General features: G+C 69.4%; 21 protein-coding genes. 14 read left to right on the top strand and 7 right to left on the bottom strand.

What is annotated here, in order from left to right:
• Positions 1 to 33: 33 nt before the first annotated feature.
• The 6 genes from AB0H50_RS03490 to AB0H50_RS03465 all read left to right on the top strand — a co-directional run bounded on the left by AB0H50_RS03490 (position 34) and on the right by AB0H50_RS03465 (position 4,372).
• The gene (locus AB0H50_RS03490; RefSeq protein ID WP_357446063.1) at positions 34 to 756 is read left to right on the top strand and encodes a response regulator; all 723 of its coding nucleotides are present in this window, start codon (positions 34 to 36) and stop codon (positions 754 to 756) included.
• Positions 757 to 894: 138 nt separating this feature from the next.
• Positions 895 to 1,362, top strand: a complete 468-nt coding sequence (locus AB0H50_RS03485) for an OsmC family protein (protein WP_357446060.1) — start codon at positions 895 to 897, stop codon at positions 1,360 to 1,362.
• 292 nt (positions 1,363 to 1,654) lie between these two features.
• Entirely contained in the window at positions 1,655 to 1,960 is a 306-nt protein-coding gene (locus tag AB0H50_RS03480) for an acylphosphatase (protein WP_357446057.1), read from the top strand.
• A gap of 31 nt (positions 1,961 to 1,991) precedes the next feature.
• Complete coding sequence (locus tag AB0H50_RS03475; RefSeq protein ID WP_357446054.1) at positions 1,992 to 2,696, top strand: hypothetical protein; 705 nt, start codon at positions 1,992 to 1,994, stop codon at positions 2,694 to 2,696.
• Positions 2,696 to 3,862, top strand: coding sequence for a glutathionylspermidine synthase family protein (locus AB0H50_RS03470; protein WP_357446051.1), 1,167 nt, complete (start codon positions 2,696 to 2,698; stop codon positions 3,860 to 3,862). Before AB0H50_RS03475 ends, AB0H50_RS03470 begins: the two co-directional genes overlap by 1 nt.
• A 60-nt stretch (positions 3,863 to 3,922) precedes the next feature.
• A complete protein-coding gene (locus tag AB0H50_RS03465; RefSeq protein ID WP_357446048.1) occupies positions 3,923 to 4,372 on the top strand; it encodes a DUF350 domain-containing protein in 450 nt (149 codons plus the stop codon).
• Between the two features lie 38 nt (positions 4,373 to 4,410).
• On the opposite strand, the gene AB0H50_RS03460 is transcribed toward AB0H50_RS03465, so the two are convergent.
• Positions 4,411 to 5,037 carry an MBL fold metallo-hydrolase gene (locus AB0H50_RS03460; RefSeq protein WP_357446045.1) on the bottom strand — a complete coding sequence of 209 codons (627 nt, stop codon included), beginning with the start codon at positions 5,035 to 5,037 and terminating at the stop codon, positions 4,411 to 4,413.
• The gene (locus tag AB0H50_RS03455; RefSeq protein WP_357446042.1) at positions 5,034 to 6,119 is read right to left on the bottom strand and encodes an S-(hydroxymethyl)mycothiol dehydrogenase; all 1,086 of its coding nucleotides are present in this window, start codon (positions 6,117 to 6,119) and stop codon (positions 5,034 to 5,036) included. The genes AB0H50_RS03460 and AB0H50_RS03455 overlap by 4 nt, the downstream gene beginning before the upstream one ends.
• A 216-nt stretch (positions 6,120 to 6,335) precedes the next feature.
• On the opposite strand from AB0H50_RS03455, the gene AB0H50_RS03450 reads away from it, so the two are divergent.
• From AB0H50_RS03450 to AB0H50_RS03440, 3 genes are all read left to right on the top strand, one after another.
• A complete protein-coding gene (locus AB0H50_RS03450) occupies positions 6,336 to 6,761 on the top strand; it encodes a DUF1707 domain-containing protein (RefSeq protein WP_357446039.1) in 426 nt (141 codons plus the stop codon).
• 90 nt (positions 6,762 to 6,851) lie between these two features.
• Positions 6,852 to 7,823, top strand: a complete 972-nt coding sequence (locus tag AB0H50_RS03445; protein WP_357446036.1) for a DUF4231 domain-containing protein — start codon at positions 6,852 to 6,854, stop codon at positions 7,821 to 7,823.
• A 122-nt stretch (positions 7,824 to 7,945) separates the two neighbouring features.
• Entirely contained in the window at positions 7,946 to 12,322 is a 4,377-nt protein-coding gene (locus tag AB0H50_RS03440) for a TIR domain-containing protein (RefSeq protein WP_357446034.1), read from the top strand.
• Positions 12,323 to 12,431: 109 nt separating this feature from the next.
• Here the strand turns inward: AB0H50_RS03440 and AB0H50_RS03435 are convergent, their stop codons facing one another.
• Complete coding sequence (locus AB0H50_RS03435; protein WP_357446031.1) at positions 12,432 to 13,808, bottom strand: hypothetical protein; 1,377 nt, start codon at positions 13,806 to 13,808, stop codon at positions 12,432 to 12,434.
• Between the two features lie 465 nt (positions 13,809 to 14,273).
• Here AB0H50_RS03435 and smc point away from each other — a divergent pair, with 465 nt between their 5' ends.
• Positions 14,274 to 17,888 (top strand): chromosome segregation protein SMC, encoded by a 3,615-nt coding sequence (gene smc, locus AB0H50_RS03430; RefSeq protein ID WP_357446028.1) that lies wholly within the window; start codon positions 14,274 to 14,276, stop codon positions 17,886 to 17,888.
• A gap of 42 nt (positions 17,889 to 17,930) precedes the next feature.
• Here smc and AB0H50_RS03425 read toward each other — a convergent pair whose 3' ends face one another.
• The 3 genes from AB0H50_RS03425 to AB0H50_RS03415 form a co-directional block, all read right to left on the bottom strand.
• Positions 17,931 to 18,149, bottom strand: coding sequence for a hypothetical protein (locus AB0H50_RS03425; RefSeq protein WP_357446025.1), 219 nt, complete (start codon positions 18,147 to 18,149; stop codon positions 17,931 to 17,933).
• 16 nt (positions 18,150 to 18,165) lie between these two features.
• A complete protein-coding gene (locus AB0H50_RS03420) occupies positions 18,166 to 19,053 on the bottom strand; it encodes an MBL fold metallo-hydrolase (RefSeq protein WP_357446022.1) in 888 nt (295 codons plus the stop codon).
• A gap of 268 nt (positions 19,054 to 19,321) precedes the next feature.
• Complete coding sequence (locus tag AB0H50_RS03415; protein ID WP_357446019.1) at positions 19,322 to 20,236, bottom strand: NmrA family NAD(P)-binding protein; 915 nt, start codon at positions 20,234 to 20,236, stop codon at positions 19,322 to 19,324.
• A gap of 115 nt (positions 20,237 to 20,351) precedes the next feature.
• On the opposite strand from AB0H50_RS03415, the gene AB0H50_RS03410 reads away from it, so the two are divergent.
• Positions 20,352 to 21,128: a helix-turn-helix domain-containing protein gene (locus AB0H50_RS03410; RefSeq protein ID WP_357446016.1), complete on the top strand. Its 777-nt coding sequence runs from the start codon at positions 20,352 to 20,354 to the stop codon at positions 21,126 to 21,128.
• A 431-nt stretch (positions 21,129 to 21,559) separates the two neighbouring features.
• On the opposite strand, the gene AB0H50_RS03405 is transcribed toward AB0H50_RS03410, so the two are convergent.
• Positions 21,560 to 21,949 carry a DUF2237 domain-containing protein gene (locus AB0H50_RS03405; protein ID WP_067846299.1) on the bottom strand — a complete coding sequence of 130 codons (390 nt, stop codon included), beginning with the start codon at positions 21,947 to 21,949 and terminating at the stop codon, positions 21,560 to 21,562.
• A 326-nt stretch (positions 21,950 to 22,275) separates the two neighbouring features.
• Between AB0H50_RS03405 and ftsY the strand changes: the two genes are divergently transcribed.
• From ftsY to AB0H50_RS03390, 3 genes are all read left to right on the top strand, one after another.
• Positions 22,276 to 23,817, top strand: coding sequence for a signal recognition particle-docking protein FtsY (gene ftsY, locus AB0H50_RS03400; protein ID WP_357446014.1), 1,542 nt, complete (start codon positions 22,276 to 22,278; stop codon positions 23,815 to 23,817).
• Between the two features lie 412 nt (positions 23,818 to 24,229).
• Entirely contained in the window at positions 24,230 to 25,609 is a 1,380-nt protein-coding gene (locus AB0H50_RS03395) for an ammonium transporter (protein ID WP_357446012.1), read from the top strand.
• A gap of 4 nt (positions 25,610 to 25,613) precedes the next feature.
• The gene (locus tag AB0H50_RS03390; protein WP_067782130.1) at positions 25,614 to 25,952 is read left to right on the top strand and encodes a P-II family nitrogen regulator; all 339 of its coding nucleotides are present in this window, start codon (positions 25,614 to 25,616) and stop codon (positions 25,950 to 25,952) included.
• The last annotated feature ends 54 nt before the right edge of the window (positions 25,953 to 26,006 follow it).

The following is a 26,006-nucleotide window of genomic DNA, read 5'->3' as shown; positions in this document are numbered from 1 at the left end:
GTCGAAACAGGCGGGGCCGCAAGGAGATTCGCGGTGAGTGAGGACAGGCCGGAGGCTGGGACGGCGCAAGCTCCGTCGATCAAAGTGCTCGTGGTCGACGACGAACCGCAGATCGTGCGTGCGCTGCGCATCAACCTGTCGGTGCGCGGATACGAAGTGATCACCGCGGGCACCGGAACAGCGGCACTGCGCGCGGCCGCGGACAAGCACCCCGACGTGGTGATTCTCGACCTCGGACTGCCGGACATGGACGGCATCGAGGTGCTGGGCGGACTGCGCGGCTGGACCAGCGCGCCGGTCATCGTGCTCTCGGCGCGCACCGATTCCACCGACAAAGTGGAGGCGCTCGACGCGGGCGCCGACGACTACGTCACCAAGCCGTTCGGCATGGACGAACTGCTGGCCCGGCTGCGCGCCGCCGTGCGCCGCGGCGCGACCGACGGCGAGACGTCCGATCCGGTGGTGGTGACCGATTCCTTCACCGTCGACCTGGCCGCCAAGAAGGTCACCAAGAGCGGCGAACCCGTCCATCTCACCCCGACCGAGTGGGGGATGCTCGAGATGCTGGTCCGCAACAAGGGCAAACTCGTGGGCCGCAAGGAACTGCTGCGCGAGGTCTGGGGTCCGTCCTACGCGACCGAAACCCATTATCTGCGGGTCTATCTCGCGCAGCTGCGGCGCAAGCTGGAGGACGATCCTTCGCAGCCGCGGCACCTGCTGACCGAGGCCGGCATGGGGTACCGCTTCCAAGTCTGACCGCATGTCCCGGCGCGGACGAACCGCGTCCGGCGGGGCTGACCGGAGTGTGGCCGGGGTCGCAGCCAGGAATGGCGTCCGTTCGCGCGGCGTTGGCAGGCGTGAGCCGTTCCCGACGAAGATGGCAGGATCGAACCCATGGCTGAACCGACCGTTGCCCCTGCGACCGCCACCACGGCATCGACCGCCGCCGAGCCGACCACCCTCTGGGTCGAGCGCACCGGCACCCGCGCCTACACGGGCCGCAGCTCCCGCGGCGCCGAGGTGCTGATCGGATCGCAAGGTGTGCCGGGTGTGTTCACGCCGGGCGAGCTGCTGAAGATCGCGCTCGCCGCGTGCTCGGGACTGAGCGCGGACTTCCCGCTCTCGCGCAAGCTGGGCGACAACTTCGACGCGACCATCCACGTCTCCGGCGACGCCGACCGGGAGAACGAGGTCTACCCCCAGCTCGACGAGGTTTTCGAGCTCGACCTGAGCGAACTGGACGAGCAGGCGCGCGAGCGGCTGCTCGTCACCGTGCAGCGCGCCATCGACAAGGTGTGCACCGTCGGCCGCACGCTGAAGGCGGGCAGCAAGGTCACCCTCTCGTTCGATATCGACTCCTGAGGGGAGGTCGCGGTCCGCTGTTCGCGTGTGGCGGCGGCGTGGACACACCCCGACGACGTCTCGAGCGCCCTGCTGCGAATCGCGCTGCGGGGCGCTCGCCACGTCCGGCCCCCTGCGCCTCGCGCGGCGGCTGGTACGGCATGCTGATCGGGTGAGCGAATCATGTGCCAGCGTGCCTCGCACACGCCGGAGCCGAGCGTCAGCGAGGTGCAGGCATGAGCGAACGCAGTGAGCGAATCATGTGCCAGCGTGCCTCGCACACGCCGGAGCCGAGCGTCAGCGAGGTGCAGGCGTGAGTGAAACTCCGCGCGGTGCCGCGTCCACCGATCGGGTCCGGCTCGCCGCCTGGGTGCACGGCACGGTGCAGGGTGTCGGTTTCCGCTGGTGGACGCGGGCGCGCGCACTGGAACTCGGCCTGGTCGGGTCCGCGCGCAACACCAGCGACGGCCGGGTGCACGTGATCGCGGAGGGCAGCCGCGCGGCGTGCGAGCGTTTGCTGGAACTGCTGCGATCGAGCGATACACCTGGCCGGGTGACCTTGGTTGTGGAAAGCTGGGAGCCCTCGCGGGGAGATTCGATCGGATTCGAGGAGCGTTAGTGGTTGGTCCGAAGGCCATGGGGAGGGAGCGATGAGCACGCAGAATCCGGGCGACGGGGAACAACGGCGTCCTGACGAGCCCACCCCGGAGCCGGAGTGGGCCACCCCCGAGCTCAACGTGCCCGAGCCGCCGGACCTACCGAGCCCGCAGGAACCACCGCCGCCACCCGGCCCGCGGCCGGGCAGCATTCAGCGACAGGAACCCGGCGTCACCCAGCCGCGCCCGCCGACCGTGGCCGAGGCGCGAGCCAGGGACAAGGCCCGCAAGCGCGCCGACGAGGCGCAGCGCGCAGCGCAGGCGGCGGCCGACGCCAAGAAGCGCACCCGCAAACGGGTGCTGATCGGCGGTGTCGCCATCGTGGGCGTCGCCGGACTCGTCGGCGGCGGATACCTGGCTTACCGGGCGCTCACCGCGCCGGACGAGGTCACCGCCTACTGCGTGCGGACCGAGAACGGCCAGGAGATCGTCGTCGAGGACAAGTACTGCCAGCCGGGCCAGGCGGGTTTCGTCGACGACAGCAACGGCGGCGGCTCGCACAGCTACGGGGGCCCGATCATCATCTACGGCGGCGGTCCGCAGTACCGCTACTACTACGGCGGCAGCAACACCGTCGGCAAGCCGCCCATCGGCGGCTCGACGCTGAAACCCAAAGGCGCCCAGATCACCACGAAGTCCGGCACGACCATTCAGCGCGGTGGGCTCGGTAGTAAGAGCACCGGCGGCGGTGGTTCCTGATGCGTCGCGTCCGCGGAACATCGCGCCAGGACTGGCAGCGGATCATCGAGGGGCAGGGGCTGGTCTACGGCGCGCCCGGCCGTGACGCGAGCGGTCAGCCGCGCCCGTACTGGGACGAGTCGGTGCACTACGAATTCGACATGCCGGAGATCCTCGCGCTCGAGGCCGATGTCGAACTGCTGCACTCGATGTGCCTGAACGCCGTCGAACGCGTCGTGCTCACCGAGCGGTTCCGGGATTTCGGTCTGCCGGAATGGAGTTGGGAGCCGATCGCCGAATCCTGGCGGCGCGGCGACCCGCACGTCTACGGCCGCTTCGACCTGCGCTACGACGCGCGCCGCCCGGCGAAACTGCTGGAGTACAACGCCGATACGCCCACCTCGCTGCTGGAGGCGGCGATCGTGCAGTGGCACTGGCTGACCGCGCTGTACCCCGACGACGACCAGTGGAACTCCCTGCACGAGAAGCTGGTCGAGCGCTGGGGCGTGCTGCGCGACGAATTGCCTTCAGCGCAGTTGCATTTCACGTGGTCCTCGGCCGACGCCACCGGCGAGGACAACGTCACCACGGCCTACATGCAGGAGACCGCCGCGGAGGCGGGCTTCGAGACCATCGCGCTGCCCATCGAGGAAATCGGATTCGACACGGAGCTGGAGCGTTTCGTCGATCTGGCCGAGGCGCCGATCGAATCGATCTTCAAGCTCTACCCGTGGGAGTGGGTGCTCGACGACGATTTCGGCAAGCGCGTCGTGCAGAGCCTGCCGCAGACCATGTGGATCGAGCCGCTGTGGAAGACGCTGCTCAGCAACAAGGCGATCCTGGCGATCCTGTGGGAGATGTATCCCGGGCACCCGAACCTGCTGCCCGCCTACCTCGATCAGCCCAACGAGCTCACCGAGTACATCCGCAAACCCAAGCTCGGCCGCGAGGGCGCCAACATGACCATCGTCGGCGCGGGCTTGGAAACCGCGACCGGCGGCGTCTACGGCGCCGAGGGTTTCGTGTACCAGTTGCTCGATCCGCTCCCGGAATTCGACGAGATGCGGCCCGTGCTCGGCGCTTGGATCGTCGGCGACACCGCCGCGGGGCTCGGCATCAGGGAGACCGCGGGACTGATCACCGACGACGGCGCGGCGTTCGTTCCGCACCGCATACCCACCGAATAGACCGGTGCGCGAGCACCACCGACCACCGCATCAGCACCGAACACATCCGGAAGGACCACGATGACCGCAGTCGCCCTCGAACCGGGGTACTGGAGCGCGCTCGGCGAAGGCGTAGGGGCGATCGTCCTCTACGCCCTGGTCGGCCTCGTGCTCATGCTCGTCGGCTTCTATGCCATCGACCTGACCACCCCGGGCGCCCTGCGCGGGCTGGTGGCCGAGGGCAAGCCCAACGCGATCATCGTCACGGCGGCAGGCATGCTCAGCATGGCATTCATCGTCGTGCTCGCCATCTACTCGTCCGGGGGCAAGCTGGCCGAGGGGCTGATCGCCTCGCTGGTGTTCGGTCTGGTCGGCATTGTCGCCCAGGTCATTTCGGTGCGCGTGGTCGAACGCGTGCTCGGCATCGATATCGGCGCCGCGTTGCATGCGGAGAGCTTCACCACCGAGGTGCTGGTGGTGGCGTCCGCCCACTTCGCACTCGGCCTGGTCGTGGCTGTCGCCATTCTCTGATCGGCGAGCGGCACGCTTCGGCGCCGCGCCGCGCCGACTCAGTGGCCGCGCGCGATCCAGTCCGCCAGCGACGGCTTCTCGGCGCCGATGGTGGTGCCATCGCCGTGCCCGGTGTGCACCGTGGTCTCCTCGGGCAGCGTGAGCAGCCGGTCCCGGATCGAATCGATGATGGCGCCGAAGTCGGAGTAGGAGCGGCCGGTCGTGCCGGGACCGCCGGCGAAGAGCGTGTCGCCGGTGCACAGCGCGTGCAGCTCCGGCAGGTACAGGCAGACCGAGCCGGGCGAGTGTCCCGGCGTGTGCAGTATCTCGATCTCGGTGCCCGCCACCGAGATCCGCGCGGTGTCGGCGAGCGAGCGGTAGCCCGCCTCCGGGTGGGTCATCCGCCACAGCGGCTCGTCCGCGGGATGCAGCAGGACGGGCGCGTCGAACCGATCGCCGAGTTCCGGGGCGACGGTGACGTGGTCGTTGTGGCCGTGCGTGCACAGCACCGCGACGACGTGCCGCCCGCCGACCGCGTCCGCGATGGCGTCGGCGTCGTGCGCCGCGTCCACCACCAGCACCTCGCGGTCGTCGCCGATGAGCCAGACGTTGTTGTCGACCGCCCATGTCCCGCCGTCGAGGGAGAAGGTCCCCGAGGTGACCACCCGGTCGATGCGCGCGTTCACCAGACCACCACCGAGCGCAGCACCTCGCCCGCGTGCATGGCGGTGAAGGCCCGCTCCACTTCGTCGAGTTCGATCCGCTCGGTGACGAAACGGTCCAGCGGCAGCCTGCCCTGCCGGTGCAGGTCGACCAGCATCGGGAAGTCGCGCTCCGGCAGGCAGTCGCCGTACCAGGAGGACTTCAGCGCGCCGCCGCGGGAGAACAGGTCGATCAGCGGCATCTCGATCGTCATGTCGGGCGTGGGGACGCCGACCAGCACCACGGTGCCCGCCAGGTCGCGGCCGTAGAAGGCCTGCTTCCAGGTCTCCGGGCGGCCGACCGCGTCGATCACCACGTCGGCGCCGAAGCCGTCGGTCAGCTCCTGGATGCGGGTGACCACGTCCTCGGCGCTCGCGTCGACGGTGTGGGTGGCGCCGAACTCCTTGGCCCAGGTCAGTTTCCGGGGGTCGCGGTCGATCCCGATGATGGTGCGCGCACCGGCCAGCCGGGCGCCGGCGATGGCGGCGTCGCCCACCCCGCCGCAGCCGATCACCGCGACGGTGTCGCCGCGCGAGACGTTGCCGGTGTTCATGGCCGCGCCGATGCCTGCCATCACGCCGCAGCCGAGCAGGCCGGCGACGGCCGGGTCGGCCTCGGGATCGACCTTGGTGCACTGTCTTTCGTGCACCAGCGTCTTGTCGGCGAAGGCGCCGATGCCGAGCGCCGGGCTGAGTTCGGTGCCGTCGGTGAGGGTCATCTTCTTGCTCGCGTTGTCGCTCGCGAAGCAGTACCAAGGGCGTCCGCGCTTGCAGGCGCGGCATTCGCCGCAGACGGCGCGCCAGTTCAGCACCACGAAATCGCCCGGGGCCACGTGCGTGACCGCGGCGCCGACCGTTTCCACCACGCCGGCCGCCTCGTGGCCGAGCAGGAACGGGAACTCGTCGTTGATGCCGCCCTCGCGGTAGTGCAGGTCCGTGTGGCAGACGCCGCAGGCCTGCACCCGCACGACGACATCGTGCGGACCGGGATCGGGGATGACGACGTCGACCAGTTCGACCGGAGCGCCGATGGTTCGGGCGATGACGCCGCGCACGGTTTCGGACACGAATCCTCCTCGAAGCTCGCATGCCGCCTCTGGCACCCGAACCATCTTGCCGTGCCGCGCGACGCGCGTGGGGCTGTCGGGTGAAGTCGGTCCGGAGCCCGCGCATGCCCGACGGCACTAGGGCGCGCGCCATGCGGACTTGACATTCCACATTGGAGGGTGCACGCTGTTTTAAATGTTCCACTGTGGAGGGTGGAATCGTCGATAGGAACTGGCATGGACATCTCGACCGGTACCCGCGCCTCCGACGCCGAGCGCGACCAGGTCGTCCGGCTGCTCGGCAGGCACATGGCCGACGGCCGCATCGACCTGGCCGAATACGACCAGCGGGTCGCGCGCGTCTACGGCACCGCCACCCGCGATGACTTGCAGATGGTGCTCTCCGATCTGCCGAAGCTGTCGAAAGAGTCCGCCGCGCAACCGAACCCGCGCCCGCGTATCCCGGTGTGGCAGCGCATCGAAGGCGGCAGCTGGCTCGGCGTCAGCATCCTCGTGCTGGTCATCTGGGCCGCCATCTCGATCGGCGTCGGCGAGTTCACCTACCCGTGGCCGGTCTGGGTCATCGGTCCGTGGGGCGCGGTGCTGGCCTTCCGCATGCTCACCGGCTGGGAGACGGGACGCGGCGGCAAGCGGGCGGGGTAGGCGAGGGAGAGCCGAGCCGAAGGCCGCTGTCGACAACCTCGGTCGCCGATTCTCCGGACGGCGTTGTTGCGACAGGCGACAATACGAGAGGTGGGCCCTGGCAGCGACGAGGACAAGGTCATCGCAGCACTCTGGGCGACGCGGGTGCGTTGGGCTCGCGCCGCCGATGCGGCGAAGCGGCGTGTCGACCGCGCCCGCGTCGCGGTTCTCTGCCTCGGCGGAGCGGGTGCGATCGCCACGGCGATGACCGCGACCGTATTGCGAACTTCGGGCCCGCCGCAGCTCGCGGTGGCAACCGTCGGTGCGATCTGTCTTGCACTGGCGACGTTTCTCGGGGCGCGATTTCTCTCCCCCGCTGAGTTTCGCCGATGGACCCGCACCCGCGCTGTCGCGGAAGACATCAAACAGGTGATCTTCCGATTTCGGGCCGGAGCAGGCCCCTTCCGAGGCGACGATGCCCTGCTCCGGTTGCACCGGGCGGTTGGCGAGATCGAGGCGACCGGGGACGATCTGCTGCCTTTTCTGCCAGACGAGCACTCGGACGCGGCGAGAAGCGGCGCCCACTTCCCAGGCTCTGGCGCGCCACCACTGCTGATCCCCGAGGAGTACGTGCGTGAACGGGTGCAGGGCTCGATCACGGACTACTACCTGCGTTGGGCGCGCGAGTACACCGCACGCGCGCGGCGGCTGCGCGGCGCAGCCTTGCTGTTCGGTTTGGCCGCCACCGTCGTGGCCGCCATCGCCGCCGTACTGGCGGGCACCTCGACCGCCTCGGGCCGAACCGCCTCGGCTACCCTCCTCGCACCATGGGTCGCGGTTTTGACCACGCTGGGCGCCGGGGTCGCCGGGCACCTGGCAGGCCGACGATACGAGTTTCTGGTGATGAGCTATTCCGCGACCGCACGGCGACTCGGACAGCTGCTGTACGAGTGGCGGGCGGAGGGATCACCCGTCGACGAGCACCGATGGACGGCCTTTGTCGACGACTGTGAAACGCTGATCGCCGAGCAGAACGAGACATGGGTGGCGAAGTGGACCGAGTCCCCGCCGGACGGACGATGATCCGCGCGTCTTCGCTCGTTCGAATCGAAGCGATGTCAGGTAGTGCACTACTCGATCGCATATGACCTCCGGGTGCAACAGTTGTGTCGACAGCCCGTTCACCTGACCCCGGTGGGTGTCCCATGGCCCGCATATTCCTGAGTCATTCCAGCCGCGACAATCGAGCGGCGATCGCACTGAAGCGGTGGCTGGTTGAGCAGGATCCCGCGTTGGCGGACGAGATCTTTCTCGACCTCGATCGGGACACCGGTATTCGGCCTGGTATGCGGTGGAAGCATGCCTTGATCCAGGCGGCCGAGCGATGCGAGGCCGTGATCTGTCTGTTCTCCTCGAACTGGGAGAGGTCTGCCGAATGCAAGACGGAGTTCCGAACGGCCGAGAATCTCCACAAACCGATCTACTGCCTGCGGCTGGAGAGCATGACCAGCCGTGAGGCCGCCGCCGAATGGCAGCAGGTCGACCTGTTCGGCGAGGGGCCGCGCACCGCCATCGCGATCGACGCGGGTCCGCCGGTCGAGTTGCTGACCGAAGGTCTGCAACGATTGTGGAACGCCTTGCGCGCCGCCGGAATCGGAGCCGAGCACTTCCCATGGCCGCCACCTCAGGAGCCGACCCGAGCTCCCTACCGAGGGTGGGAGCCCTTCGAAGCGGTCGACGCGGCCGTGTATTTCGGCCGCGACGGCCAGATCGTGCGCGCGCTCGACGCAATCCGCGGTATGCGGTCCACCGGAGTCGAGCGAATGTTCGTCATCCTCGGTCCCTCGGGCTGCGGCAAGTCGTCGTTTCTTCGTGCCGGACTGGCGCCGCGTCTGGTGCGCGACGATCGGCACTTCGTCGTTCTCGATGTCGTCCGCCCGGAACGCGCACCGGTCACTGGATCGCTCGGATTGGCACGGTCGCTACATGCGAGCCGAGCCCGGCTGGGACTCGACAGCCCGGCATTGGGGGCTATCAAGTCCGCATGCCTGTCGAGAATCAATGAGGTGCGCGAGTTGTTCGTGCAGATGCGGGAGGCGGCGAAGCGGCGGCTACTCGACGACGTGCCGCCGCCGACGATCGTCTTGCCGATCGACCAGGGCGAGGAGCTGTTCAATCCCGACGCGGGTCACGAAGCCGAGCACCTGCTGCGGATCATCGCTCGCCTCGCCCATGATTCGGCCGTCGACCTCGTTGTCGCCATCGCGATCCGCGCCGACCGGTACGAACCGTTGCAGACTTCGCCCACGCTCGACCGCGTGTCGCGCATCGTATTCGATGAGTTACGTCCTCTCGGGGCCGCGCAGTTCACCGATGTGATCCGCGGTCCCGCGACACGCGCTTCCGCGGGCGGAACTCCGCTGCGGGTGCAGGCCGAACTCGTCGAGCGATTGGTGGAGGAGTGCGCGTCGAGCGCCGACCCGTTACCGCTGCTGTCGCTGACGATGTCGCGACTGTTCACCGATTACGGCAGTACCGGGGCGCTGACCGTACAGGACTACGAGTCGATGGGCGGTATGCGCCAAGTCGTGGAATCCGAGATCGGCGCGGCGCTGAGCGGGGATCCCACCGAACGGTCACGGCAGCTAGAGATTTTGCGGCACGCGGTCATTCCGTGGTTGGCGACCATCAACCCCGAGACCGATCGACCGCTGCGCCGAGTGGCGCGCTGGTCGGACCTGCCCGAGGACAGTCGCGCACTGATCGACGCGTTGGTCGCCCGTCGGCTGCTGGTCAAAGACGAGCGGGGCGGCGAAACGGTGGTCGAGGTCGCGTTGGAAAGCCTGTTCCGGCATTGGGGCGCACTGGCAGGATGGCTCACCGAGGAACGCGCGAACCTGCGCTGCGCCGATGAGCTCGATCGCGCCGCGGCGGCCTGGCAGGACAACGACCGTGACGAGGCATGGTTGCTCGAGGGAACGCGCCTCGCCGACGCCGAGACGCTCACCGCCGATCCGCGATATCGGCAACGACTGCACGGAACAACGGAATTCGTGCGCGCCTCGCGGCAGCGCGCGGACGATCGCGCCGAGCTCGAACGGCGGCGGCAAGCCGCGGAACTCGAGACAGCCAGGGCGCATGCCGCGGTGCTTCGGAAACGTTCCCGGATCCTGCGTGCCGTGCTGGCGGTGACGGTCGTGATCGCCGTGGTCGCCGTCTACGGTCTGGTGCGCGCGCGATCGGAGGAGAAGGAAGCCGATCTGCGTTTCCGGGAAGCGACGGCAGCGCGGCTGGCTACCGCTGTACAAGCGGCGCTGTCGGGTGCTCGACCCCGCGACGATGTCCGCGCGATTCAGGAAGCGTTGGCCACGCAATACATTTCCCCGATCGCCGATCCCGACGTTCTGGTGCGGACCTTGAACGCGACGGCCGGCACACTGAAGATCATCAAGACCGGTCTACCCTTCTCCATGCCGATCTTCCGGAGCGTCGAGGAGATTGCGCAGTACTACCGAGCGACACGTCCGGATTTCACCGTCGCATTCAGCCCAGACAACCGTCAGATCCTGACTGGAGGGATAGAACTTCGCCTGTGGGACGCGGACACCGGCAAACGCGTCGAGCGTGAATTCGAATCGTTTCGTGGAGCGCTCCGAGTCGCGTTCAGTCCCGATGGCCGCCGCATCGCAGCGGCTTCTGCAGACAACACCATCCAGATCTGGGAGACCGGCACCGGCAAGCTCGTCGGCGAACCGCTCACGGGACACACCAGCACGATCTTCGCCATCTCCTTCAGCCCGGACGGCCGTCTCGTCGCCTCCGGCGACAACGACGGAACAATTCGCCTGTGGGACACCGAGTCTCGCCGCAGCCACGATGCGGTCCTCACCGGTCACAGCGGCACGGTCAACGGCCTGGCCTTCAGTCCCGATGGCCGCCGTGTCGTGTCCGCCGGAAAGGACACTGTCGTCCGGGTCTGGGACGTCGATTCCCAGCGGGTAACAGCGGAACTCAGGCGTCACACCCAGTCCGCCAACGCGGTCGCTTGGAGCCCCGACGGACATCGAATCGTTTCCGGAAGCGCGGGACTCCTTCCCGAAGCCGGTGTCCCCGACGATCTCGCTTCCGGTCTGTTGCTGTGGAACGCCGATACGCTCGAACCCGTCGGCGAACCATTGGCGGGTCACGAGGGCATGATCACCGGCGTCGCATTCAGCCCGGACAGCCGCCGCATCGTCTCGGTGGCTACCGACGCGACACTGCGCCTGTGGGATGCGGCCACCGGCGCGGGATCCGGTGTTCCGCTCACCGGACACACCGGTCAGATCATGGGCGTCGCGTTCAGCCCCGACAGCACCCGCATCGCCTCGACCAGTCACGACGGCACACTGCGAGTGTGGAACGCCGACCCCCGCCGATCGGTCGGCCACAAACTCGAACCGGACGTCGCCGGACCTGGTCCAGGGTACGGGCCGGTTGTTCCGGGCGACGGACGACGACTCGTCAAGAGGGACGAAAGCAATGGATCCATCTGGATCTTCGACTTCGACACGCGTCGATACCTCGGCCCACTCACCACCTACTCCGGGGGCCCGGTCGTTGCCTCGTTCAGCCCCGATGAGCAAAAGGTTGCGCTGGCTGGGCCGGACAGGGCGATCAAGATCTGGAACGTCGACGGGGAGCAGGCAGGCCCGACTCTGACGGGACTCGACAGTCCCGCCACCATCCTGAAATTCAGCGCTGACAACCGCCTGCTCGCTGCTGTCGCCGAGAACAAATCCATTCGGATCTGGAACACCGCTTCCGGACAAATGGTCGGCGTGCCACTCACCGACCTCGGCGTCATCAAGACGGTCGCCCTCAGTCCCGACGGCCAGCGCATCGCGGCAGCAGGCGAGGACAAGTTCGTTCGAATCTGGGACACGGAGACAGGCGCGCCGATCGGCGGAACACTCGCTGGCCACACCATGGAGGTCCAGTCGGTCACGTTCACACCCGACGGTTCCCGCGTCCTGTCTTACAGTGGCGATTCCGTCCACCTCTGGGATGCACAGACCGGCGCGGCAGTCCGCGACCCGCACCGAGCGGAAACGATCGACAGACTGGAGGTCAGCCCGGACGGTGAGTACTACGTCACTGCCGAAGGCCTGGCCTTGCGCCGCTGGGATCTACGCAGCGGCAAGCCGATCGGCGGCCCGATGAGAGGACACGGCTCGCTGATGGTGAGCACCATCGATATCAGCAGCGACAGTCGCTACATCATCTCCGGAGGTGCCGACAAGACCCTCCGTTTCTGGGACGCGGTGACGGGCGAACCGATCGGTGAGCCGCTCACCGGACCCGACGGCTGGATCGTGGAGGCGCAACTCACTTCCGACAACTCCCGTGTCCGCGCCATCTTCCTCGGCTACGACCAGAGCGCAGGCTTCTGGGAATGGCCCGGACCCGCCTCTTGGGCCGAAGACCTCTGCGCCAAGCTGACATTCAACATGAGCCGGAAGCAATGGGCCGAATGGGTGTCACCGAACCTTCCCTACAGCAAGACCTGTGACGACCTACCGGAACTCCCGGACGACCAGTAGACGCTTCGCGACCGAACTCCCGCGGTGCGTCCGGCATCGATCAGGCATCGGCGCGCGGAGGAACTCACACACATCGCGAAAACCTTGCGGGGAACGCGGTCCGGTGGTCTCACAAATACCTGTGCGCGCGGCGGCGTCCGGATATCGGCGGCGGGTAGCCGCGATCGGGTGGCTCAGCGGCGCGCCGGTCCTCGAGTGCCGCCTCGTAGGCGGCCGCCGCGGCTGGTCTGCGCTGCGGTGGGACGCCTAGGTCGGACGCGGCTCCGTATGCGGCGGTCGCGGCGGCCTTGCGTTGCGGGGGTGCGGCCTCTGGCGCGGCCGCCGGTGTCGAAGCGGCCGCCGTGTGACGGCGTTGCGCCGCCGCGCCGCGATCACGCGACGGTAGGTCCGCGGCGGACGGACGACCGTTCCGTCTCGGTGCGATCGGGTCGACGGGTACGGAGGGCGGCGCGTCGAGAGGGCGCGTCCGACGAGCGGCGCGTTCGCGGGCCCGCTGTTCGGAGGCCGGTTCCTCAGCGGAGCGCGGCGATTCGTGGGCGGAACGTGTGCGCCGGGTGGCGGCCCGCTGCGGTGCGTCCGTGGTGCGGCTGCGCCGGGGAAGAGCGGGGCGGTCGTCCGCGGATTCGGGTTCCGGTGCGGCGCGGCGGGATTCGGTGACCTGCGCGGACCGCCGAGCTTCGGTGATCTGCGCTGACGGCCGGGAGGCGGAGGCCGATGCCGCCCGACGGGACGCGACGGTACTCCCGGCGTCTCGCGCGGCGACTGTCTCGCGCGGCGTTTTCGGTCGTGAAGACCGCTCCGGCGGCGCCTCGTCCGCCGCACGGGTGCCGCGGCCGCGGGGGAGCGCCGCGGCGCGGTCGGCCTCCGGCAGCCTGCGCATGCCGACGCGGAAGATCGGCAGCTTGGTGGTGACGCGGCTCGGATGGTCGCCCTTCTCGCGGTAGGCGGCGGCGATGCCGTGCGCGCGCAGCCAGGCGCCCGGGTCGTCCCTGATTTCCGGGCCCGCGTCGAGAACGACGTCTTCCAGTAGTTCGATCAGATCGCTCTCGCGGTCGCCGCCGAGCGCCGCGCGGATGGCCGGGAATGTCTCGGGCCGGAAGGTCCAGGACCATTCGTGGCCCGGATGGGGTCCGTGGTCCTGGCCGTGCAGCACGAGGTTGCCCGACTTCGCGATGCGGATGCGCACGGTGCGCTCCTCGGACTCGATGCGGCACTCGTCCAGCGCCTCCACGGGGCGGTCCTCGTCCGCGGCGGGTTCGAGATCCTCTTCTTCGTCCAGTTCCTCGGCGCGGGCGATCTCGAACCAGGCCACGACCATGGCGCCGACGCCGAGCGCGGCGGCAAACGCCAACTCGATCCAGACGTCGGCCGGGATGACCCGCCTGGTGCGTTCGCACGCGTGCAGGAACAGCAGACAGCCGACGACGAGCGCGGCGATCCGGGCAAGCCGGAGGGCGGTGCCGGTGTCGACCGAAGGTGCGCGCATCCGCTGACTGCTCCCGAACAAAAGACATTGCCGCTGCCGAATCAGACAGGATCGTAAGCGCAGGAGCCCTCCGGTGGGAGACCGTAAGTGTTCGGCACTGCGGGCGGTAACGAGCCCGGCGGATGCCGGTCGATTACCAGCCCGCGACGGCTACGCTCGGGTCCCGATCCGCCGGAGCGGCCTCGCGCCCCGCTTGATGCGGCGCGATGCGGCCGATCCCTGCGCGACCGGCCCCGAGGCGACCAGGCGCGATGGCGCCGGGACGTGTTTGTGGCAAACCTCGAGCACATCGAAATGCGCGACATCGCCTGCCGACTCGTTAACCTGGATCGCACCGGTCGCGTCGAACCCCACCCGTGACGCGGTGCGCCGCCCGCCGACGAACACTGCCGCGACCGGCGGATACCATGGCTGGTCGCCCCGCGGGGATGTGTCCGGCCACCGCGCACGGAAAGGTCGTCGAATTTGCACCTGAAGAGTCTGACGTTGAAGGGCTTCAAGTCCTTCGCGTCCGCGACGACGCTGCGCTTCGAACCCGGCATCACCTGTGTGGTGGGGCCGAACGGTTCCGGCAAGTCCAACGTCGTCGACGCGCTCACCTGGGTGATGGGCGAGCAAGGTGCGAAGGCGTTGCGCGGTGGCAAGATGCAGGACGTCATCTTCGCGGGCACGGCGGGACGGGCTCCGCTCGGCCGCGCCGAGGTCACCCTGACCATCGACAACTCCGACGGTGCGCTGCCCATCGACTACGCCGAGGTATCGATCACCCGGCGCATGTTCCGCGACGGCGCGGGCGAATACGAGATCAACGGCAGCTCCTGCCGCCTGATGGACGTGCAGGAATTGCTGAGCGACTCCGGCATCGGCCGGGAGATGCACGTCATCGTCGGGCAGGGCCAGCTCTCCGCGATCCTGGAATCGCGTCCCGAGGACCGCCGCGCGTTCGTCGAAGAGGCCGCTGGCGTGCTGAAACACCGCAAGCGCAAGGAGAAGGCTGTCCGCAAGCTGGAGGCGATGCAGGCCAATCTTGCTCGCCTGACCGACCTCACCACCGAACTGCGCCGCCAGCTCAAACCGCTGGGCAGGCAGGCCGAGGTGGCCAGGCGCGCGCAGACCGTGCAGGCCGACCTGCGCGACGCGCGCCTGCGGCTGGCGGCCGACGACCTGGTGACCCGCCGCGGCGAGCTGGAGAGCCAGCAGAGCAAAGAGGCTTACGCCCGCGAACAGCAGATCACCGTGCAGACCGAGCTGGACGCCGCGAACGCCGCGTTGGCGCAGCAGGAGTTCCAGCTGTCCAAGCTCACGCCGAGCGCGGAGGCCGCGGCCCAGATCTGGTTCCAGCTCTCGGCGCTGGCCGAGCGGGTGAACGCGACCATCCGCATCGCAGGCGACCGGGCCCGCCACCTCGACACCGAGACGCCGGTCGGCACCGGCCGCGACCCCGATCAGCTGGAAGCCGAGGCCGACCGCGTCGAAGCCGAGGAGGCCGAGCTGCGCGAGGCGGTCGAGATCGCGGCGGAGACCTTGGAGGCGGCCAGGGATCAGCTGGCTGAACGGGAGCACGCTGCGAAGGCCGCCGAACAGGCGCACCTGGCCGCCGTCCGCGCGATCGCCGACCGGCGCGAGGGCCTGGCCAGGCTCTCCGGCCAGGTCGACACGCTGCGGACAAGGGCGCAGTCGGTGGACGCCGAGATCGCCCGGCTGTCGGTGGCGATCACCGAGGCCAGGCACCGCGGCGAGGCCGCGCAGGCCGAATTCGACAGCGTACAGGACGAACTCGGCGAACTCGACGCGGGGGAAGAAGGGCTCGACGCCCAGCACGAGCACGCCGTGCAGGCGCTGGAGCTGGCCGACCAGCGGGTCACCGAACTGCGCGAACAGGATCGGGACGCGGGCAAGCGGGTGGCCTCGCTGTCCGCGCGCATCGAGGCGCTCGGCATGGGCCTTGCCCGCCGCGATGGCGCCGCCTGGCTGGTGGAGAACCGCGCCGACGGGCTGCTCGGTCCGCTGTCGGGACTGCTGCGTGTGCACACCGGATTCGAGGCCGCCGTCGCGGCGGCGCTCGGGCCGCTCGCCGACGCGGTGGCCGCCGACACCGGGGACGCCGCGCACGCGGCGGTGCGCGCGCTGAAAGCGGCCGACGGCGGCCGCGCCGCCTTGGTTTTCGGCGCTGCCGAATCCACGCGCCCGACCGGCGATCCGCTGCCGGGTTCGGCCCGGTGGCTGGCCGACGTGGTGGAATGCCCCGAGTCGGTGCGGGCGGCCATCGGCGCGCTGACCGCCGGAATCGCGGTGGTCGACGACCTCACGGCCGCGACCGAATTCGTCGCGGCCCGCCCCGAGCTGCGGGTGGTCACCCGCGACGGTGACCTCACCGGCACCGGCTGGCTGCTCGGCGGATCCGACCGCGCCCCCAGCCAATTGGAGATCCAGGCCGATATCGACACGGCCGAATCCCAGCTGATCGCGGCGCAGCGGCACGCGGAGGAGCTGGAGGCGGCGCTCTCCGGCGCGCTGGCCGAACAGACCGATCGCAAGGAAGCGGTGGACCACGCGCTGCTCGCGCTGCACGAATCCGATCAGGCGCTGATGGCCATCTACGACCGGCTCGGCAGGCTCGGCCAGGCGGCCCGCGCGGCACAGGCCGACAGCGACCGGCTCGCCGCCCAGCGCGCCGAGGCGGAATCCGGGCGCGAGAAGGCGCTCGCCGCGCTGGCCGAGCTCGAGGACCGGCTGCGGCACGCCGAACTGGAACAGTCCGAGATCGACGCCGACGGCCTCGGCGCGGCGGGCACCGAGACCGCGGGCCGCGACCGCGAGGAGGCGGCCGCCGCGTTGGCCGAGGCCCGCTCCATGGAGGTGGAGGCGAGGCTCGCCGTGCGCACCGCCGAGGAACGCGCGGAATCGGTTCGCGGCAAAGCGGATTCGCTGCGCCGCGCGGCCCGCGCCGAACGTGAGACGCGGGCCCGCGCCGAACGCGCGCAGGCCGCGCGACGGCAAGCCGCCGCGGTCGCCGCCGCCGTCGCCGAGTCGGGCGCACGGGTGGCCGCCGAACTGGAGCGGGTGGTGGCCGAGGCGAGCGCCCGCCGCGACGACCTGGTGCGCCGCCGCACCGAATGCGCGGCACAGGTCGACCAGGTCAAGGAGCGGGCGCGCGCGTTGACCACGCAGCTGGCCCAGCTCACCGACGCGGTGCACCGCGACGAGGTGGCCAAGGCGCAGGCCGCGCTGCGGATCGAGCAGCTGGAGGCGACCATCGCCGAACAGTTCGGCATCGCGCTGAACGACCTGATCGCGGAGTACGGTCCCGACGTGCCGCTGCCGCCATCGCCGCTGGAGTTGGCGGAGTACGAGCAGGCCAAGGAGCGCGGCGAACAGGTCAGCGCCCCGCAGCCGATGCCCTACGACCGGGCCGGTCAGGAGCGCCGCGCCAAACGCGCGGAGAAGGACCTGGCCACGCTCGGCAAGGTGAACCCGCTGGCGCTGGAGGAGTTCGCGGCGCTGGAGGAGCGATACAACTTCCTGTCCACGCAGCTCGAGGACGTCAAGAGCGCGCGCAAGGACCTGCTCGACGTGGTCGCCGAGGTGGACGCGCGCATCCTGCAGGTCTTCACCGAGGCATACGCCGACGTCGAGCGCGAGTTCGTCGAGGTGTTCGCCAAGCTGTTCCCCGGCGGCGAGGGCAGGCTGCTGCTCACCGACCCGTCCGACATGCTCACCACCGGCATCGAGGTGGAGGCCCGCCCGCCGGGCAAGAAGGTCAAGCGCCTGTCGCTGCTGTCCGGCGGCGAGAAGTCGCTGACCGCGGTCGCGCTGCTGGTGGCCATCTTCCGCGCCCGCCCCTCGCCCTTCTACGTCATGGACGAGGTGGAGGCCGCGCTGGACGACACCAATCTGCGCAGGCTGATCGGGCTGTTCGAGCAGCTGCGCGAGAAGAGCCAGCTGATCGTCATCACACACCAGAAGCCGACCATGGAGATCGCCGACGCGCTGTACGGCGTGAGCATGCGCGGCGACGGCATCACCCAGGTCATCTCGCAGCGGCTGCGCGGCGAGAACCTCGCGCCCGCACCGGCTTAGGCGTATCTCCGGCCGTGCGCGGTCTGCATCCGGCCGCGTTGATCAGGCGTTGCGGTCCCGCATAGCCGCGGGCAGCCTCACCACCCCGGATTCCAGGTCGACCAGCGGATCGTCACCCGACTGGCGGTCGTCGAGCTTGGCGACCGCGACCCATTCCTTGCGTTCGTGGATGTGCTTGCGCGAAGGACCGAAGATCTCGTCGACCTCGGCGCCGACCGGATTTCTCCGCTTGCGCGCGGTCCACCGCTCGAAGAGATTCACCGCATCCAGCGTACGGTCACCGAGCTCGATCGGCCGCGGGGAATCGGTGCGGCTGCCAAATGTGCCCGCTGGTCGCCGGGACGGCGCTGCCGAACTGCACGTCAGCGAAATGGCAGCCGTAGCCGAGGGTTCCGGGTGTGGCGAGTTCCTCGACGAGACCGTGCCGCACGTCCGCCGACCGCATCGGGTCGTGGTCGGCCACGGCCGAGAGCTCCGGGTAGCCGATCTGCAGCGACGAGTGCAGCGCGTCGCCGAACGCGACGAGCCGGTGCTCGCCCGTTCCGATGACGAACCCGGTGTGGCCGGTGGTGTGGCCGGGCAGCGCCCGCACTCGCACGCCGGGAAAGACCTCGTCGCCCTCGGCGACGGTGCGGACCTGGTGGGCGAACACGTCGAGCATCTCGGTGGTGGTGCCGTCGGCCGCGGCCAAGTCGCGATGGTGCCACTCGACCTCGGAGATCAGGACCTGCGCGTGCGCGAACGGCGTCCGGCGCGCACCGGGCGCCGCCTGCCACAGCCAGCCGAAATGGTCGGCGTGCAGGTGGGTGACGGCGACCGTCTCGATCTCGGCGGGTTCGCGGCCGACCAGGGCGAGGCTGTCGAGCAGCGCGCCGCCGCGCAGGATCCCGACCCCGGTACGGAACGTCAGCGGGCCGAACCCCGCATCGATCAGCATGGCCCGTTCGCCGTATTCGATCAGCAGTCCGCCGACGCTCGCGACGAAGGCGTCGGCGTCGAGGTACTCGCCGTGCCTGCTCCAGAACCCGTCGGGGGCGGTGGGTAGCCAGGCTCGCGCGTTCATGGTGGTCAGGCCGTCGGGTAGGTAGGTGACCCGTAGGTCGCCGACCTGCACGGTTCGGAGTGTGGCGGGCTGGATCAAACGCTCGGTGATGGAGAAGGTCATCGCGACTCGGCTTTCACGGCGTCGGTGCGGAGGTGCTATGACTCTAACCGCGTTTTCCCGTCGCGTCGCGGTAAACGGACACCGAATAGTACTGTCGGAGAACACTTCTCGTATCGGCGTCGGCGGCACGCCGAAGTGCCGCGAGTTCTCAGGGGAGGGGCGGCATCCCGGGCCGCCTCGCCGGAGATCGGCGGGGCGGCGCCGAGTTCGCCCGAGCGACGCGCTTGTGCAAATATCGCGGTCGCACCGGAGCGCCGACCCGCGCGGATCAGCTTGCGGCGCTTGCTTTCTGGATGTCGAGCAGCACCGCGATGCGGTCGCCCCCGCCCGATGCGAGCCAGGAGTCGAGGGTCAGCAACTCCGGGTGCAGTTCGCGCAGCGCGGGAAGGTCGGCGTGCCAGCCGCCGGTCTGCCGCGTCAGGCGCCAGACGTTGACGATCTCGGGTCCGATCGCCTCCGCCTCGGCCTCGGTCACTTCCTCGTACCGCAGCGGATGCCCGGTGGCGCGGGCGATCGCCGCGGCGGCGGCGACTGGAGTGACCGCGTCGCCCGCCAATTCGAGGATCTTGCCGTCGAAGCGGCCCGGGTCGGCGAAGGCCAGCGCGGCGAAGACCGCGACGTCGTCGACGGCGATCATCTGCAGCGGCCGGTGGGCGGGGAACAGGTGGCGGTGCACGCCGTGCGCGATGCCGTCGACCGGAGAACCCTGGAGCAGGTAGTTCTCCATGAAACGCACCGGGCGCAGCACGGTGTGGCGCAGGTCGCTGGCGATCAAGGCCTCCTCGATGCGCCTCTTACCGTGGGCGCCCCAGGTGTCTTCGCCCAGTGAGGCGATGCCGGTGAAGACGAAGTGCTCGACCCCTGCGGTGCGCGCGGCGTCGATCAGGGCGATGCCGCGCTGGGCCTCCAGGTCGCCGTCCCAGCCCTCGACGCGGTAAGTCGCTGGGGGAACGGCGAATACGCCGCGTGCCCCGGCCGCTGCGGCGAGCAGAGTGTCGGGAGCGTCGAAGTCGCCGATCGCCAGTTCGGCGCCGGCCGCGGCCAGCGCTCGCGCGGCGGGCGCATCCGGGTCGCGCACCAGGGCGCGCACCGGGATGCCGTCGGCGAGGAGCCTGCGGGCGGTGGCCCTGCCCTGTTTTCCGGTGGCGCCGGTGACGAGGATCGGTTCGTGCTGAGAGGACATGCTCGCCTTCTTCTGGTGAATCGTTCTCGATAGAATCGGGTCGGTCGACCCGCTTTCGGACGCTACGGTGGATGAACCCGGTTGGCCAGGCGATCGATGGAAGGTGCGTAACGAAATGACGGTCTCCGCGGCCCCCGCTGCGCGAGCCGACGCGCAGCGCAACCGCGCGCTGGTGCTCGCCGCCGCCCAGCGGGCCTTCGCCGAGCGCGGACTCGCGGTGTCCCTCGCCGAGGTCGCCCGGCGCGCCGGTGTCGGCGCGGGCACGGTCTACCGGCACTTCCCGACGAAATCCGAACTGCTGGAAGCGGTTATGCAGCAGCGAGTGGACCGGCTCGCCCGGCTCGCCGCCGTGCGGGCCGACGCGCAGGACCCCGGGGCGGCGTTCTTCGAGTTCTGCGCGGACGTGGTGTCGTCCACCCCGCGCAACCAGGCGCTCTGCGAGCTGGTGCAGTCCGACGACGGCTGGCCGCGCACCCTGATGCGCGGTGCGGGAATGCGATTCCACCGCGCGCTCGAGGCGCTGCTGCTCACGGCGCAGCGGCAGGGCGCGGTCCGCGCCGACATCGCGCTGGCCGACGTGCTCGACGTCTTCACCGGATGCGTTGCGATCCAACGGAACAAGCCCGCAGGAAGCGAGCTGGCCCGCGCCGCGGTGATCCTGCTCGACGCGCTGCGCGCCGCCCCCGGCGGCGGGGACATAACGAAACTTCGCGCCGTCCCGGATTCGCGTGACGAAACAGGGCAGCGTAACGAAACTTCGACCGGTCCGCGCTGCCCGGTCTGCGGCACGGCACTGGACGCACCCGGGACCGGACGCCCTCGTCGCTACTGCTCGGCGGCTTGCCGCCAGAAGGCGCACCGCTCCCGTGCCGCCGCCCGCGCCATGGGCTGAACGCGCTGCGACATCGCACCGCGCGAATCGCGTGAGCCGAAGTACACGCCACGCAGCGCCGAAGTCCGCGACGGCCGATGGCGGCCGAAGCACAGATCATCGATGTGACTACCCAGCATCGAGATACACGCGGTGGTGCGATGCCGGTGTGGGCCGCGGAGAATCCGCGAGCCGGGCCGCGAAACGGAAACAGCCTGGCCGCGAGGGACATTCGGGCCGACAGCGGTGCCTGCGGTTGATGTTCCCCGCCGATCGATGAAGGAACGGTCAACCGGGAGCGGGGTGCGCCGTGCGCGGGGGACCTGGATCGGCCGGGAACTGGCAGCCGCGATTCTCCGAGCGCCGCATCGATGGAAGCCCCTCGATCGACCAGGGCGATCTCGGGGCGGAACGAGGCCGGCGGATGTTTCGCGGCCGGTGCGCGTCGACTCCTACAGCAGGTCGCTCACGTCGTCCGGGACGTCGACGGCGTACTTGCGCAGGATGTCCATGGAGATCACTTCCAGGGCGTTCTCGTGGGTGGCCGCGAGCACGACGGGCGCGGCGACGCCGTCCTCGTGGGCGTGCAGCCAGCGCACCGCAACCACGCACCACCGATCGCCCGGCTGCAGGCCTGGGAAGTTGTTCTCCGGGCGCGGCGTACTCAGGTCGTTGCCGATGGACGCCTGATGTTCGAGGAACTCGGCCGTGACGACGGTGCACACCGTATGGCTGCCCAGATCCTCCGGCCCGGTGCTGCAGCAGCCGTCTCGGTAGAAACCGGTCACAGGATCGGTGCCGCACTCTTCCAGCGGCCCCCCAAGCACGTTTCGATCGGTCACGTCGCCGATCCTATTGTCAGTTCGCGAGAAGTTCCGCAGGACAAGAAATCTCGGGGGCTGTGTCTCGGCCTCGCGCGTGGCGTGATAAGGCGCGGCTCCGCCGCTGCTCCGGCCGGGCGCGGGTCCGCGGAGAACCGGGTGCGCGCCCGCCTGTCGGGCACCACCCTCTTTGCTCCCGCCTCGCGCGGACCGTGGCCGGGCCGCATCGGACCGCGAGTCATCGGGTCGCCGCACCGGTGATCGAACCCACATGGCACGGCGCCGCGGCCGCGGTCAGCGGACCGCGCCTATCAGCGGCGATGCGGTGTTCTGCAAGGATGGTCGTCGTGAGTTCCGAAGTCTGGATTCTGATAGCCGCGATCGCCGCCCTGCTCATGGTGGCGCTCGTCGCCGGATTCGTCCTGTACAAGCGCCGCCGCGTCTCCATCGCGGCGCCGCCGCCGGAGAAGGAGCTGACCGATCGGTCGGGCGGCTACACGGCCACGGGCGGGTTCAGCTTCAGTCAGGGCGGCGCGGCGACCGCGACACGCCCGGAACCGAACCTGGAACGGACCGATACCGAGGGCCAGCCGCACGTCGGTGACGACGCGGCCGTCCCGCGCGACGCGCCACGGCGCGGCATCACCAATGTGCCGCTGCCGGAGTCCGACGTCCTCGCGGAATCCGGGGGACCGACGGCCGAGCCGGTCGAATCGGCGCAGGCCGAAACGCCCGCCGCGACGCAGGCCGCTCCCGAATCGCCGGCTCCGGCCGACCCGGAGACCCTCGTCGATCCGCAAGCGACCGATCAGGCCCCGGCCGAGCAGCTCCCCGTCGACGAGGCGCCGACTTCGGTCGAGCCGCCGTCCGACACGGTCGTCGCCGAGCCCGAGACGACCGTCGAACCGGCCCCTGTCGTGCCCGACACCGCGGCCGCCGCCGAGACCGCTCCCGCGCTCGAGGAGATCGAGCCCACCGCGGGCCGCCTGGTCCGCCTGCGCGGCCGGCTATCGCGTTCGCAGAACGCGGTCGGCAAGAGCCTCCTCGGCCTGCTCGGCGGCGGCGACCTGGACGAGGACTCGTGGGAGGAGATCGAGGACACCCTGGTCCTCGCCGATCTGGGCACCGCCAGCACCACCGCCGTGGTCGCCCGCCTGCGCGAGGAACTGGCCGCGCGTAGCGTGCGCACCACCGACCAAGCCCGCGCCGTGCTGCGCGACGTGCTGGTCGAGGCGCTGCGTCCCGAACTGGACCGTTCCATCCGCGCGCTGCCGCACGACGACCACCCGTCGATCCTGCTGGTCGTCGGCGTCAACGGCACCGGCAAGACCACCACCACCGGCAAGCTGGCCAGGGTCCTGGTCGCCGACGGCCGCCGGGTGCTGCTCGGCGCGGCCGACACCTTCCGCGCCGCGGCCGCCGATCAGCTGCAGACCTGGGGCGAGCGGGTCGGCGCGGAGACGGTGCGCGGCAAGGAGGGCGCCGACCCGGCCGCGGTCGCGTTCGACTCGGTCAGCGCGGGCATCGAGCGCGGCGTCGACGTGGTGCTCGTCGACACCGCTGGCCGCCTGCACACCAAGACCGGCCTGATGGACGAGCTGGGCAAGGTCAAGCGCGTCGTGCAGAAGAAGGCGGAGGTCGACGAGGTCCTGCTGGTGCTCGACGCCACGGTCGGGCAAAACGGCCTGATGCAGGCGCGGGTGTTCGCCGAGGTCGTCGACATCACCGGCGTGGTGCTGACCAAACTGGACGGGACCGCCAAGGGTGGCATCGTCTTCCAGGTGCAGCACGAGCTCGGCGTGCCGGTGAAACTGGTCGGTCTCGGCGAAGGCGCGGACGATCTGGCGCCGTTCGAGCCCGGCGCGTTCGTGGACGCGCTGCTCGGCTGAGCCCGGATTCGGCATCACGTCGAACGGCCGAGCGGACCACCCGCTCGGCCGTTCGCCGTTTGCGCATCGATAGCGGGTGATCGAGGTCGGAGACCGCTTTCGGGCCGCTTCGGCGTCCTTTCTCTCGAGCGTTCCCCCACCCGATCTCGAGACTTCCGGCGTGGCGCCCGGTGAACGGAAAGTTTGCGGTGTCCTACTCACAGGTAACCGGTCGCCGCGGTGCGCCGACACAAACCTCACAGCGGGCGGGAAACGTGTGGTGTACACCACGAAACGTGGTAGCAACACAACCGCGCTATCCGTTCACGCAGGCGCAACACGACAGCTCAACGGATGAAACACCGAATGGCGACCCTTCTGTGCAGGTCCATTTGCCGAAGGCGGCTGGGCCCGAGATGAGGAGGACATTAAGGTGGCATTTCCCCTTACCGGTGCACCGGATACCGGTGACACCGCATGGCTGCTGATCAGTTCAGCGCTCGTGCTGTTGATGACGCCAGGCGTGGCGTTCTTCTACGGCGGCATGGTGCGTTCGAAGAACGTGCTGAACATGATCATGATGAGCATCAGCGCCATGGGCCTGGTGGGCGTGCTGTGGTCGCTGTACGGATACTCGCTCGCCTTCGGTGACAACACTTTCGGCCTGATCGGCGATCCGACGCAGTTCTTCGGTCTGAAGGGCATCATCGGCGGCAACTCCGTAGCTGAAGTCACCGACGCCAGCGGCGCGGTCACAACTCCGGCCGTCGACATCCCGCTGATGGGCACAATTCCGCTGAGCGTGTTCGTGGCCTTCCAGTTGATGTTCGCGATCATCACGGTCGCCCTCATCTCGGGCGCCGTCGCCGACCGCCTGAAGTTCAGCGCGTGGCTGCTCTTCGCGGGCATCTGGGTCACCGTCGTCTACTTCCCAGTCGCGCACTGGGTCTTTGACTTCGACGCCAAGGACGCCGACGGCAACATCATCCACGAGGGCGGCTGGATCGCGAACAAGCTGCTCGCGGTCGACTTCGCCGGTGGCACCGCGGTCCACATCAACGCGGGTGCGGCGGCCCTGGCCCTGGTGCTGGTGCTCGGCAAGCGCAAGGGCTGGCCGACCACTCCGTTCCGTCCTCACAACCTGCCGTTCGTGATGCTCGGCGCCGGTCTGCTGTGGTTCGGCTGGTTTGGCTTCAACGCCGGCTCCGCGCTCACCTCGGGTGGCCTGGCCGGCTCGACCTTCCTCACCACCGCGGTCGCGACCGCGGCCGCCATGCTGGCCTGGTTGCTGGTGGAGAAGATCCGGGACGGCAAGCCCACCTCGCTGGGTGCTGCCTCGGGCATTGTCGCCGGTCTCGTCGCCATCACCCCGTCCTGTTCCTCGGTCAACGTCGTCGGCGCCCTCGCTATCGGCGCGGTCGCAGGCGCACTGTGCGCACTGGCGGTTGGTCTGAAGTTCAAGTTCCGATTCGACGACTCGCTCGACGTGGTCGGTGTACACCTCGTCGGCGGCATCGTCGGCACCCTGATGGTCGGCTTGGTCGCCGCTCCTGAGACCGGCGCGGCCAAGACCGGCCTCTTCTACGGCGGCGGGTTCGATCAGCTGTGGCGGCAGGCGGTCGGCGCCTTCGTCGTGCTTGGCTTCTCTTTTGTCGCCTCGCTCGTCATTGCCTATATCGTGAAGTTCACGGTCGGACTGCGGGCCAGCGATGAAGCCGAGTCGGTGGGCCTGGACGAGTCCGAGCACGCGGAAACCGCATACGATTTCGCTGCTGTGGGTGGCACGGCACGCTCGCTCGTCAAGGAGGCATGACGACATGAAACTGATCACCGCAATCGTCAAACCGTTCACGCTCGAGGACGTCAAGTCCGGACTGGAGCAGGCGGGCGTGCTCGGCATGACCGTCAGCGAGGTGCAGGGTTACGGGCGGCAGAAGGGCCACACCGAGGTCTACCGCGGCGCCGAGTACTCGGTGGACTTCGTGCCCAAGGTGCGGGTCGAGGTCGTCGTGGACGACGCGTCGGTCGACAAGGTCGTCGAGGTGATCGTCGAGGCCGCGCGCACCGGCAAGATCGGTGACGGCAAGGTCTGGGTCACCCCGGTGGAGTCGATCATCCGCGTGCGGACCGGCGAACGCGGTACCGACGCTCTCTGACCGCGGCGTGCGCATCGGGCCCGGAATCGGAAGCGCAGCGTGCCGATGAAGGGC

It is taken from the genome of Nocardia sp. NPDC050793 (assembly GCF_040654065.1).
In the GTDB taxonomy this organism is placed as follows: Bacteria; Actinomycetota; Actinomycetes; order Mycobacteriales; family Mycobacteriaceae; genus Nocardia.
The sequence above is the reverse complement of the archived record's forward strand: the minus strand, read 5'-3'. Positions and strand labels throughout refer to the sequence as shown.